General features: G+C 64.8%; 10 protein-coding genes. 5 read left to right on the top strand and 5 right to left on the bottom strand.

Going from position 1 to position 11,469, the window contains the following annotated elements:
- Positions 1–3 precede the first annotated feature (3 nt).
- From ACZBJS_RS10645 to ACZBJS_RS10630, 4 genes are all read right to left on the bottom strand, one after another.
- Positions 4–330 carry a non-heme iron oxygenase ferredoxin subunit gene (locus ACZBJS_RS10645; protein ID WP_463438700.1) on the bottom strand — a complete coding sequence of 109 codons (327 nt, stop codon included), beginning with the start codon at positions 328–330 and terminating at the stop codon, positions 4–6.
- Between the two features lie 8 nt (positions 331–338).
- Positions 339–854, bottom strand: coding sequence for an aromatic-ring-hydroxylating dioxygenase subunit beta (locus tag ACZBJS_RS10640; protein ID WP_076823774.1), 516 nt, complete (start codon positions 852–854; stop codon positions 339–341).
- Positions 854–2,227 carry an aromatic ring-hydroxylating oxygenase subunit alpha gene (locus ACZBJS_RS10635; protein ID WP_316396295.1) on the bottom strand — a complete coding sequence of 458 codons (1,374 nt, stop codon included), beginning with the start codon at positions 2,225–2,227 and terminating at the stop codon, positions 854–856. The genes ACZBJS_RS10640 and ACZBJS_RS10635 overlap by 1 nt, the downstream gene beginning before the upstream one ends.
- Positions 2,228–2,471: 244 nt before the next feature.
- Positions 2,472–3,368 (bottom strand): LysR family transcriptional regulator, encoded by an 897-nt coding sequence (locus ACZBJS_RS10630; protein WP_316396296.1) that lies wholly within the window; start codon positions 3,366–3,368, stop codon positions 2,472–2,474.
- Between the two features lie 109 nt (positions 3,369–3,477).
- Between ACZBJS_RS10630 and ACZBJS_RS10625 the strand changes: the two genes are divergently transcribed.
- The 5 genes from ACZBJS_RS10625 (at position 3,478) to ilvA (ending at position 10,418) form a co-directional block, all read left to right on the top strand.
- Positions 3,478–5,097, top strand: coding sequence for an FAD-dependent monooxygenase (locus ACZBJS_RS10625; RefSeq protein ID WP_316396297.1), 1,620 nt, complete (start codon positions 3,478–3,480; stop codon positions 5,095–5,097).
- Between the two features lie 11 nt (positions 5,098–5,108).
- Positions 5,109–5,900: an alpha/beta fold hydrolase gene (locus tag ACZBJS_RS10620; RefSeq protein WP_463438699.1), complete on the top strand. Its 792-nt coding sequence runs from the start codon at positions 5,109–5,111 to the stop codon at positions 5,898–5,900.
- 18 nt (positions 5,901–5,918) lie between these two features.
- Positions 5,919–7,337, top strand: coding sequence for an MFS transporter (locus ACZBJS_RS10615; protein WP_316396298.1), 1,419 nt, complete (start codon positions 5,919–5,921; stop codon positions 7,335–7,337).
- An 18-nt stretch (positions 7,338–7,355) separates the two neighbouring features.
- Complete coding sequence (locus tag ACZBJS_RS10610) at positions 7,356–8,546, top strand: M24 family metallopeptidase (RefSeq protein ID WP_316396299.1); 1,191 nt, start codon at positions 7,356–7,358, stop codon at positions 8,544–8,546.
- Between the two features lie 330 nt (positions 8,547–8,876).
- The gene (gene ilvA, locus ACZBJS_RS10605) at positions 8,877–10,418 is read left to right on the top strand and encodes a threonine ammonia-lyase, biosynthetic (RefSeq protein ID WP_316396300.1); all 1,542 of its coding nucleotides are present in this window, start codon (positions 8,877–8,879) and stop codon (positions 10,416–10,418) included.
- Between the two features lie 21 nt (positions 10,419–10,439).
- Here ilvA and ACZBJS_RS10600 read toward each other — a convergent pair whose 3' ends face one another.
- Positions 10,440–11,468: a class II aldolase/adducin family protein gene (locus ACZBJS_RS10600; RefSeq protein WP_253638969.1), complete on the bottom strand. Its 1,029-nt coding sequence runs from the start codon at positions 11,466–11,468 to the stop codon at positions 10,440–10,442.
- Between the last annotated feature and the right edge of the window lies 1 nt (position 11,469).

The following is an 11,469-nucleotide window of genomic DNA, read 5'->3' as shown; positions in this document are numbered from 1 at the left end:
GTCTTATGCGGGCAGGCAGACTTCGAGCCTGTCGCGCGCCACGCGGACCGGATAGGTCCGGATGTCGATCTCGACCGGGCTGGTCAGCGCCTCGCCGGTCCTGATGTCGAAGCGGCCCATATGCAGCGGGCATTCGATCTCGCAGCCGTCCAGAATGCCGTCGGACAGCAGCGCCTCCGCATGCGTGCAGATGTTGCTCGTGGCGTAGTACTCATTGCCGACGCGATAGAGCGCGATGTGGTGGCGGCCGATTTCGATGCCGTACGGCTCGCCTTCGTTCAGCGCGCTGAGTGCGGCCGCTTCGTGCCAGGTTCCCTGATCGTCCGTCATGTGCCCTCTCAAATGCTGTAGAAATCGAGCACGGTCGGGACGCGGTCGTTGACCAGCGTGATGACCTTGCGCGCGATCTTCCAGGTCTCGCCGTCACGCCGCAGCGTGTGCTCGTAGCGCCCGTGCCGCAGATGTTCCTTGGCCATGCGCGGGTCGTAGACGTGGACCGAGAACACCGAATGGCAGGTGATCTGATCGGCGCCGGTTTCCCACGCTTCCAGGTTCGAGATCTGGTGCACGGTGCGCGGCAGCGGCAGCGCGGTGATCGATTTGCGCGACTCGATGCGCGCGATCCGCTCTTCCAGTCCGCGCCGCGCATCGTGGTAGAGCAACGAGACCTGCGTGTCGGGATCATTGGTGGTGGTGTACTCGTCGAGCCAGGCCGGCACCCAATAGACGGCATCCTCGCTGTACATCGCGACCCAGTCGGCCCATTCGCCGGTGTCGAGCAGGCGGGCCTCGCGAAAGATGACCGCGGCTGCGACCGCGCGGGCATCGGTTTGCTTGATTGCGTCGGCCGCCATCACGCCGTCTCCCCGGCAGCGTGCTGCAGCAGCCTGCGCCACTCGCGATACCCGGGATGGAAATTCGTCTCGCCGCCGAAGCTGGTGGGGCCGAACGACCATTCGGAAGGGGTGATGCCGAGCTCGCGCGTGTGCGCGCTCTCGCCGTGGCCGACCTCCGCGATGCCGCGCAGATAACCTTGCGTGGGCGCGGCGGTCGTCGCGTCATAGCCGGTCTGGCAGAACTCATACATGACGTTGTCGTCCGAGCTTGCCAGCCCGGAGGCATTGAAGAAGTCTTCGTAGTTGCGAATACGAAGCGTGCGCGCCGCGGCACTTTCGCCGACCGGAGCAAGGCAATGCGACACCATCTCGGTCTTGTCGGGTGCCAGCGGCCGCCAGGTTCGCACCTGCGCCGACAGGATGTCGATGACCTGCAGGTTCGGAAAAATCGTGAGGTTGCGCTGGCGCAGCATCCATTTGGCGCGGGTGCTGCCGACGCGCTGCCGCACGGCGTCGAGACCCGCCGGATCCATGCCGAGCGGCCGGCCATAGAGCTGCGTGCGCTTGATCGACCAGTTGACGGCGTGACCGTAATCGAAGCTGAAGCTGCCTTGCCCTTCCTGCTCGCCTTCCGGCTCCGCGGTGAATCCGGCATCCGGTCCGGCGCTTGCATTGCGCTTCTTCAGGATATCGACGTAGGAGCTGTGTGTGGTCGCGAAGTGATAGTAGTCGAGCCCGTTCTCGAACTGCAGCTTCCAGTTTCCATCGAACGTGTAGGTGCTGGCGCCCGGCACGAATTCGACCTCACCGCTGTCGCTCTGATCGATGATGAGGTCGAGGAACGCGCGGGTGTCGCCGAGAAATTCTTCCAGCGGCGGAACGTCGGCCGAGAGGCTCGCGAACAGGAATCCGCGATACGAGCCCAGCCGCGCGACCGGAAGAAGGTCGTGATTGCTGTTCGAGAACGACGGCGGATACTGCCCGCTCGCTTCCTCCGTCACGGAGATGTTGCGCCCGCCCGAGTCGTAGGCCCAGCCGTGATAACGGCAGACATGGAATTTCTGCCGGCCCTGCTTGAACGGGCAGACGATCGTTCCGCGATGCCGGCAGGTGTTGAGGAAGGCGCCGACTTTGCCCTCAGCGCTCCGCATCACCAGAATTGGATGCCGGCCGATATGGGTGGTGACGAAATCGTTGGGCCGAGCGACCTGGGATTCCAGGCCGATGAAATTCCACGTGGCCTCGAAGACATATCGCAGCTCGACGTCGAACACGTCCGGATCGGTGAAGATCCGGCGATCGACTTCAAAGATGCGTTCGCCGGGGCGGTCGTCGATGAGCCGGGAAATCTCGCTCAGCCTTGCCGCGTGGGTCTGCGAAGCAGCGTTCATAACGTCCTCCCTTCGACTAACCGCCGGCCGCGAAAAGTCGCTCGCAGAGCCGCTCACGGCTCGCGTCTTTTCACGGCGGGAACAGCCGGCTTGATCGCCAATCTTGGAATGACTCTATAGTTGTCATGACAACCATGGTCAAGACGGATTGGTCGATCGGAAGCTGCAGCCGGACGCAACGGATACGGCCCGTGCGTCGGGCTACAGCGAGGAATGAGCAGACCGCTTGCGTGGAGCGGCGGGTTTAGCTCTTGCGCGCCGGCGCTGTCAGAATAATTCCCGCGTCGATCAAAGCGCGGCAGATCTTCTTCAGCGCGGCAATCGCTTCACGCGTGGCCCGGCTCACGGGCCGTCCGCGCGGCAGCGCCAGCACGCGCTCGGCGCGCATCCACGGCAACAGCGCCGCCGACAGCACCCCGGCAGCCACCTCCTGGTGAATGCCGGAGAATGGTAGCAGCGCGTAGCCGAGGCCAGATGCCACCATGCGTTTCATCGGTGTGCTGTTATCGACCCGCACCGCGCAGAGCATGGTCGACGGGAATGGGTTGCGGCTGAGCGGGGCCACCGCGGACGGCAAGGCGTCGAACTCCTTGCGGGTCAGCCGGCCGCGCTTCAGCAACGGGTCGCGCGACGGCCCGATCAGGAACACCTGCTCGACGACCAGCGTTTCATAGTCGAGATGGTCGTTGGGGGATGGCGTCGTCACGATCGCCAGATCGAGCTCACCGCGCAGCAGGCGCTCGGATGCGCTTTCCGTCAGGCCCTCACTCAACTCGAGCCGCACGCGTGGAAATTGCTTGACGAAGGCCTGGGCCAGCGGCGGGTAGAGGATATCGCCGAGGCTCGGTGGCGCGCCGATCCGCACCGTACCGCTCGGCTCCCGATTTTCCGTGCGCACCTCGGCCTTGATGTCGTCGATCGTGCCGAGCAGCCAGCGCCCGCGCGCGAGCAGCACCTTGCCGGATTCCGTGACCGAGACACCGCGCGCGCCGCGTTCGAGCAGGGCGCCGCCCAATTCCTCCTCGAGTTCCTTGACGTGGCGGCTGAGTGCCGACTGGGCGACGTTCAGCGTGCTCGCTGCGGCGGCAAAGCCGCCACGCTCGGCGACGGCGACGAAATAGCGGATCTGCCGCAGGTCCATGACGGGCGCTCCATCTCAAATCGAGATGGATACCATATCAAACATATTCTTGTGAGATACCAAAAAAGGCGCAGTCTCCTCGCAACGATCAAACGGAGGAGAGACGAGGATGGGCATCGCCACCGATGAGGCACGCCAGACGTCCGTATTCATTGCCGGCGGCGGGCCGGTCGGCCTTGCGATGTCGCTGCTGCTCGATCGCTTCGGCATCGACTGCGTGGTGGTCGAGAAGAGCCCGACGACGACGGATCATCCCAAGTCGCGCGGCTGCTGGGTCCGCACCATGGAGATCTTTCGGCAGTGGGGGATCGAGCAGGCGATCCGCGACCGCGGTCTGCAGGACAATTCCGACATGTTCGTGTTCCTCGACAGCATCGCGGGCCACGAGTTCGGCCGCACCCGTCCCGAACCGAATGTCGGTCATACCCCCGCCTGGAAGAGCCTGGTCGCCCAGGACGCCGTCGAGGAGGAAATCCTGCGGGTGGTCGAGAAGTCCAAACACGCCACGGTGCTGTTCAACACGTCCTGCGAATCGTTCGAGGAGACCAACAGCGGCGTCAACGTCACGACACGGTGCGAAAAGACCGGCGAGGTGACCCATTGGACGGCGACTTACCTGATCGCCGCCGATGGTGCAGGCAGCCAGACGCGGCGCAGCGCCGGGATCGAGATGGTCGGGCCCTCGACGCTTGCGGTGATGTCGAACGAGTATTGGCGTGCCGATCTGTCGCGGCTGCCGATCGCGCGCGAGGCCGCAGGCTTCATCATCGTCCCGGACAAGCCCGACCTGCCGCGCGCCGGCATCCTGAACACCAATGGCCGGGATCGCTGGCTGACGGTGACGCAAATCGGCCTGACCAAGGACGATCGCGAGCGGCCGTGGACCGACCAGGAGTTCATCGAGATCGCGCGCGGCCATGTCGGCGTTCCCGATCTCGATGTCACGCTTTTGAACCGCTCGATCTGGCGCGTCAGCATGCAGGTGGCCGAGACCTTTCGAAAGGGCCGGGTGTTTCTGGTCGGAGACTGCGCACACCGCTTTCCGCCGACCGGCGGCTTCGGCCTGAACTCCGGCGTTCAGGACGCGCATAACCTCGCGTGGAAGCTGGCCTTCGTGCTGAAGGGCTTTGCGGACGAAAAGCTGCTCGACAGCTATTCCAGCGAGCGACGTCCGATCGCGCAATCCAATGCCAATTTCAGCTACGGCAATCGGCTGAGATTCGGGCTGACCGACGACGCCGTGCGATCGCGCGATCCGGACCGGATCAGGTTCTGGATCAACGACATGGACAATCACCTGCACAGCATCGGGCAGAACCTCGGTCACAATTACGAGGAGGGCGCGGTGATCCCCGATGGCACCGTCGCGAAAGCGTTGAACTCCCGCTACTACACGCCGACGGATCGTCCCGGCGCGCGATTTCCGCACATGTGGCTCGAGCCTTCGCGCAAGAAATCGACGCTCGACTGGTTCGACAAGCAGTTCACCGTCGTCACGGGGCCACTCGGCAGCGAGTGGCTGGAGGCGGGGAAGCAGGTGTCGGAGAAGACCGCCTTGCCGCTCTCGCTGAAACAGTTGCCGTCAACCGATCCGGCGGACGGATTCCAGCTCGGCATGCGTGGCGCCGTGCTGGTGCGCCCCGATGGCCATGTGGCCTGGCGGATGCCGTGGCTGCCGTCGGATCCGGCGAAGGAATTGGCCGGCGCGCTTTCAACGCTGCTGCATTAGCGGGGACACCGATGCAATCGTTCGAATCCAACGGCATCGTCACGGCGTTTGAGAAAACCGGGCGCGGCGAGCCGATCGTGCTGCTGCATGGCGGCGAGGCTGATCATGCGATGTTCGACGGCCTTGCGCCTGTCCTTGCGGCGAACTTCACGGTGATCGCCTATGACCAGCGCGACTCCGGTGCCACCCGAAACCCTCCGTCGTCCTATTCGCTGGCCGATTTGGCCGGCGACGCCGCGGCCTTGATCGGAGGGCTCGGTTACGATCTTGCCCATGTCTTCGGAACCTCGCTGGGTGGGCAGATCGCGCAGGTGCTGGCGGCCCGTCATCCCGATCGCATCGACCGCCTGATCCTGAGCAGCACCTGGAAGGTCAACAGAAGCCCGCTCGACGTCAATGCGGATGTCTTCCGCAAGCTCGCTTCTTACCGTGCGGACACCATCGCCAACGCATCGAAGATTGCCGAGTTCTTCTTCCCGCCGGCTTATCTGCGGGCGCGACCCGAACTGATCGAGATCTTCCGCGGCTCCAGCCGCGACGAGGGCCAGAAGGCGCGCCGCGGCGCCTTGCTTGCGCAGCCTGTCGCCGCCGATCTGACCGGCTTTGATCGCCCGACGCTCTTGCTGGCGGGCGGTGATGACCGGCTGATCCCGAATGCGGAAACATTTGCGCTCGCCTGCGATCTTGCCCGCGTCGAGACCAGGACCATCGCAGGCGTCGGCCATGTCGCGTCGATCCAGGCCCCCGAGCGGGTGGCGGAGGCGATGACGGCATTTCTGAATTCAAACAAGAAGGCGGCTTGACAACAACAGGGGGAGACCATGGCGGAGCAAACGAGCGCAGTGCCGTTCGACGAAGCGCCGGTAACGACGCGCTATTGGCTATCGATCATCATCTTCGCCGTCACCGGCGTGGTCGATTTCTTCGATTTCTTTGTGGTCGGATTTCTGGTCTCGGTGCTGGCGCCGAAATGGCACCTGACGTTCGGGCAGACCTCGATCATGCTGATGAGCGCCGGCATCGGGGCGATGCTGGGGGCGTTCGTCGCGGGCGTCCTCGCGGATCGTTTCGGGCGCAAGCCGCTGGCGATATCCGGCGTTCTGCTCTGCGGCCTGACCTCGGGTGCGATCGCGTTCATTCCGGAAGACGGCTGGGTTGCGTTTGCGATCCTGCGCTTCTTCGTCGGCTTCGGCCTTGCCGCCGGCGCGGCGGCGGCGGTTCCTGCCATCGTCGAATTCGCACCGACCCGCCATCGCACGCTGGTCACGAGTCTCGTGGTCGTCCCGGTCGCCTTTGGCGTGCTGTCGGCATCGGTGACGGCGAGCTTCCTGCTGCCGCTGGTCGGCTGGCGCGGATTGGCGGCGGTCGGCTTCCTGCCGATCCTCCTCGGAATTCTGACCATGATCATCATGCCGGAATCGCCGCGCTGGCTCATCAGCAAGGGCCGCGTGCGCGAGGCGCAGGCGAGCATCCGGAAACTCTACCGGGTCGGTGGCGAGTCCTTCGTGCTGCCTGCGCTGCCGCCGGCGAGCCCGGCGACATTTGCCGATCTCTTTGCCGAGCAGCGGCGCTTCTGGCTGACGGTCCTGATCTGGTTCGGCGCCAGCACGGCGAATTACGGCGTGTTCCTGTGGGGGCCGACGATCGTGGCGCTTCTGCTCGGCGTCGCGCCCCAGGATGCGGCAAAGATGTTCATCTATGTCAGCCTCGCCGGCGTGCTCGGCCGGACCGGCTTCGCCTTCCTCGCCCATCGGATCGGCCGCAAGCCCTGTGGTCAGTTGATGGGCTACGGCACCGCGGCGTCGCTGGCGCTCGCCGCCTATTTTCACAACGACTTTGCCGGCTCGGTACCGTTGTTCCTGGTCTTCCTGATCGTCGGCGCCGTGTTCTTCGATGGCGGATTTTCGAACATCGGACCCTATCCGGCGGAAATCTTCCCGGTTCAGCTCTCGGGACGCGCAGTCGGCCTTGCCCAGCTCTCGAATGGGATCGGCAAGATCGTAGGTCCCCTGTGTCTCGCATTGATCGCCGGCGCGGATAATCTCGTGCATCCAAGTGCGACCGCCGCGGCGGTGACGCCGGCGTTCTGCTTTCTTGCCGGCGCGGGCCTCCTGATCGGCCTTGCCTTTACGTTCCTCGGCGTCGAGCCGCACGGGCGCCCGGTGGTTCTGTTTGGCGAAAACGCGGGCGCGAGCGCCGCACCGAAATCGCTGGCCGCAAAACCGGCCGCGGGACAGTGAAAGACGAAAGGTCATACCATGGACAACGCTTTCGACACGATCGCAACGGCGGCGCCGTTCGATACTGCAAAGCTCGATCGGCTGATGGATGAAGCGGGGCTCGACGTCCTGATCGTCACCTCGCGTCACAATGTGCAGTATCTGCTCGGTGGATATCGCTTCTTCTTCTTCGACGTCATGGAGGCAATCGGCACCAGCCGCTATCTGCCGGTGTTCGTCTATCAGAAAGGACACCCGGAAAATTCCGCCTACATCGGCAACCGCATGGAAAAGTTCGAGCACGCGCTCGGACGGATATGGACGCCGATTGTCAAGGCGGAGGCGTGGGGAACGATCGATGCGATCGGCCTCGTCATCGATCATGTGAGGAAGCTCGCTGGCTCCGCCAGGCGCATCGGCATCGAGGCAGGCTTCCTGCCGGCCGATGCCAGGGATCATCTGCATGCCGGCCTTGGCGACGTCGAGTTCCGCGAGGTCCATTTCACGCTGGAACGTCTGCGTGCCGTAAAGTCTCCCGCCGAACTGGACCTCATCAGAGAGGCTTCCGAACGGGTCGTCGACGCGATGATGGCCACGTTCAGTGGCTGCGCACCGGGCATGACCAAGCACGACGTCGTCGCCCATCTGCGCCGCGAGGAGCAGGAGCGCGATCTGGTCTTCGAATATTGCCTGATTGCCGCGGGCAAGAGCCATAACCGCGCGCCTTCCAGCCAGCGTCTCGTGCAAGGCGACGTGATCTCGATCGATTCCGGCGGAAACTACCGGGGCTATATCGGTGACCTCAGCCGCATGGGCATCCTGGGTGAACCCGACAGCGAGCTGCGCGAGTTGCTGCAGGAAATCGAGGACGTCCAGCAGTTGGCCCGGCGCGCGATCCGGCCGGGCGCCATGGGTGGCGACATCATCGCGGCGGGCGAGGCGGCCGTCAAAGCCTCGCCGCATCGCGCCGTGCTCGACTTCACCGCACACGGCATCGGGCTCGTCAGCCACGAAGCGCCGCGCCTGACTGCGACAGGTCCGGTGCCTTATTCGCCGTCTGACGCTGATCGGCCGCTCGAACGCGGGATGGTGATCTCGATCGAGACCGCGCTGCTGCATCCAACGCGCGGCTACATCAAGCTCGAGGACACGCTGATCGTCTCCGAATCGGGCTGGGAAGCGCCCGGTGACCATGGCAGGGGGTGGAATTCGGCCCGTCCCATGGCCTGAAGCGGTCAGTGCAGGGCGGTATTTTGGCTAAGCCACGGATTCAGCCGCAGCGCTGGAGGCGTTTGGCAATATTCGGAATACTAGAAATGTACCCCTGAGTTGCCCGACGTGTCAAGTGGCTCGGTCGAGTCTGGCCGCCGCCGGCTACTGTGCATGGGGTTGTTTTCGATATTTTGGCAGCGGCGGTCTTTGCTTCACGCCAGCCTCCCCTCATGCGATGCTTCGAACTGGATGCAGCGGCGGCTCCGTGCCGTCCGCTCGCCGGGTCGGCGCCGACGATGGTAAGGTGCAACCGATATCGATTGCCTCCCCATCGACAGAAGCGACCCGATGACCGCTAACGCGCTCCACGACTACGCCCAAAGCATCCTGACCGCACGGGTCTACGACGTGGCGGTCGAGACGCCGCTCGACCCGATGCCGCGGCTCTCCGAACGATTGTCGCGCACGGTGTTGCTGAAGCGGGAAGACTTCCAGCCGATCTTCTCGTTCAAGCTTCGCGGTGCCTACAACAAGATCGTCAGGCTGCCGGACGCGCAGCGCAGGCTGGGCGTGATCTGCGCGTCGGCGGGCAATCATGCGCAGGGCGTGGCGCTGTCGGCGCGCAAGCTCGGCATTCCGGCGACGATCGTGATGCCGAGGACGACGCCCGCCATCAAGGTCGAGGCCGTCCGGCGCTTGGGCGGTGACGTTGTCCTGCATGGCGATACGTTCGACGACGCGCAAACCAAGGCCAGGGAGATCGAGGCTGCGCGTGGCTTGACCTTTGTGCATCCGTTCGACGATCCCGATGTGATCGCCGGCCAGGGAACGGTCGGGATGGAGATCCTGCGCCAGCATCCCGATCCGATCGAGGCGATCTTCGTGCCGATCGGCGGAGGCGGACTGGCGGCCGGCGTGGCCGCCTTCGTGAAATTCCTCAACCCGTCGATCAAGGTCGTCGGCGTCGAGCCGGCGGACGCCGCGTCGATGGCGGCCGCGCTCGCCAAGGGCAACGTCGTCGCGCTGGATCAGGTCGGACTGTTCGCCGACGGCGTCGCCGTTCGCAAGGTTGGAACCGAGACCTTCCGGCTCTGCCGCGACCTGCTCGACGAGGTCGTCACGGTGGACACCGATGCCATGTGCGCCGCCATCAAGGATATCTTCGACGACGTGCGATCGGTTGCCGAACCGTCCGGCGCATTGGCGCTGGCCGGCCTCAAGGCCTACGCCGAGCGCGGCGCGCTCAGTGACGGGAGTCTGATTGCCGTCAACAGCGGGGCCAATCTGAATTTCGACCGGCTGCGTACCATTGCCGACCGCGCCGAGGTCGGCGAACATCGCGAGGCGCTGCTTGCCGTGACCGTGCCGGAGAAGCCGGGCAGCTATCGGCACTTCATCCGCATCCTCGGCTCGCGCGCGATCACGGAATTCAACTACCGCTTTGCCGAGACCACCGCGCCGGCGCAACTGTTCGTCGGCATCGCGCTGAGCCGCGGCGAGGCCGAGAAGCGGGAGGTCATGGAGCTGCTTCGGCGCGAAGGCTATCCGATCCTCGATTTGAGCGAGAACGAGATGGCCAAGGACCATGTGCGCTACATGGTGGGCGGTCGCGCTCCGCTGCTCAAGGACGAGGTCATCTACCGCTTCGAGTTTCCGGAGCGTCCGGGCGCGCTGCTGAAATTCCTCGAGAGCCTGGCGCCCGACTGGAATATTTCGCTGTTCCACTATCGCAATCACGGCGCCGACTATGGACGCATCCTGGCGGGGATCGAGGTCAAGCCTCACGAGCGCGCCCGGTTCGTTCAGGCGCTGGATGCGCTCGGCTATCCCTATTGGAACGAGAGCGAAAATCCGGCCTATCGCCTGTTTCTTTCCGCCGAGAAGGGATGAAGCGACGAACGTCTCTGTCGATCAGCGATCGGCCGTCAGTTGCTGGCGATAGCGCTCGGCGTCCCAATTCAGCAGCGCATGCTCGTTCTCTGCGGTCAGATAGTTGACCCGTGCGGTCAGGGGCAGGCGGCAGGTGACCAATGCGAGACAGCTCAGCATGGCTTCCGCGCCGTCGCTCGCATCCTCGCGGATAAGGCTGCCGAGGTCGGGAACGAGGAGCGCCACCGGCGGCGGCAGTCCGTTCGCGGTGGTCTGCGCGATCATGGCGCTCAGCTTCTCGCGATGTTCCAGGACCGGCAGGCCCGGGCCGAGGAAGACGACGTGATCAGGATACAACGAGCCGCTGGTCGCGATCGCGCGGCTGTAACGGTCGGTGGCAATGTCGTGGCCGCGAGGATCCCGCGGCAGACGATAGTTGGTGCCCACGCAGATCGTGCGGAGGGCGTCATGATCTGCCGCCGGCGCGCTACGCTGCTCGAGGGCGAGACGTTGCTCGACCTCGGCGACCAAAGCCTCGGCGGCGTCGCAGCTAGCCGCACCGACCACCAGGCCGTGATTGCCGAGGATCAGGACGTCCACCGTATCATCGGCGATCGCCGCGCTAACCGCGCGCGCGAGCGGCAGCCCCGGGTGGCGATAGTCGAGGTAACGCCAGGCCAGTCCGTCCAGGCGCCGGGCAAATTCGTCGCGGGCGTCGGTGCGCACCGCCCATGCGATGGTGTTGACGGAATGGACGTGCAGCACGATCCGGTGCGGCATCAGGGCATGCAGCGAGGTCTCGATCGAGGCGCGCAGCGTCGTCCCGGCGTTCGGCGCCAGCGGCACGCGTTCGTCGCCATGCAGCAGCGCCGCGCGCGCGGCCGACAAGGCGACCGGCACGAAAATCTCCTTGTCCTCGGCATCGGCGAGCCAGGTACCCGACGCCTTCACCCACAGCACGTCGCCATCCTTGACCGACGAATTGCCGCCGGCGCCTTGCACCAGCAGGATATTCCTGCCGACGCGTGCCGACATTCGGCGCAGTTCATCCAGCATTTGAGGCGGTCGCATC

Source organism: Bradyrhizobium sp. KZN70725 (assembly GCF_055264925.1).
The sequence above is the reverse complement of the archived record's forward strand: the minus strand, read 5'-3'. Positions and strand labels throughout refer to the sequence as shown.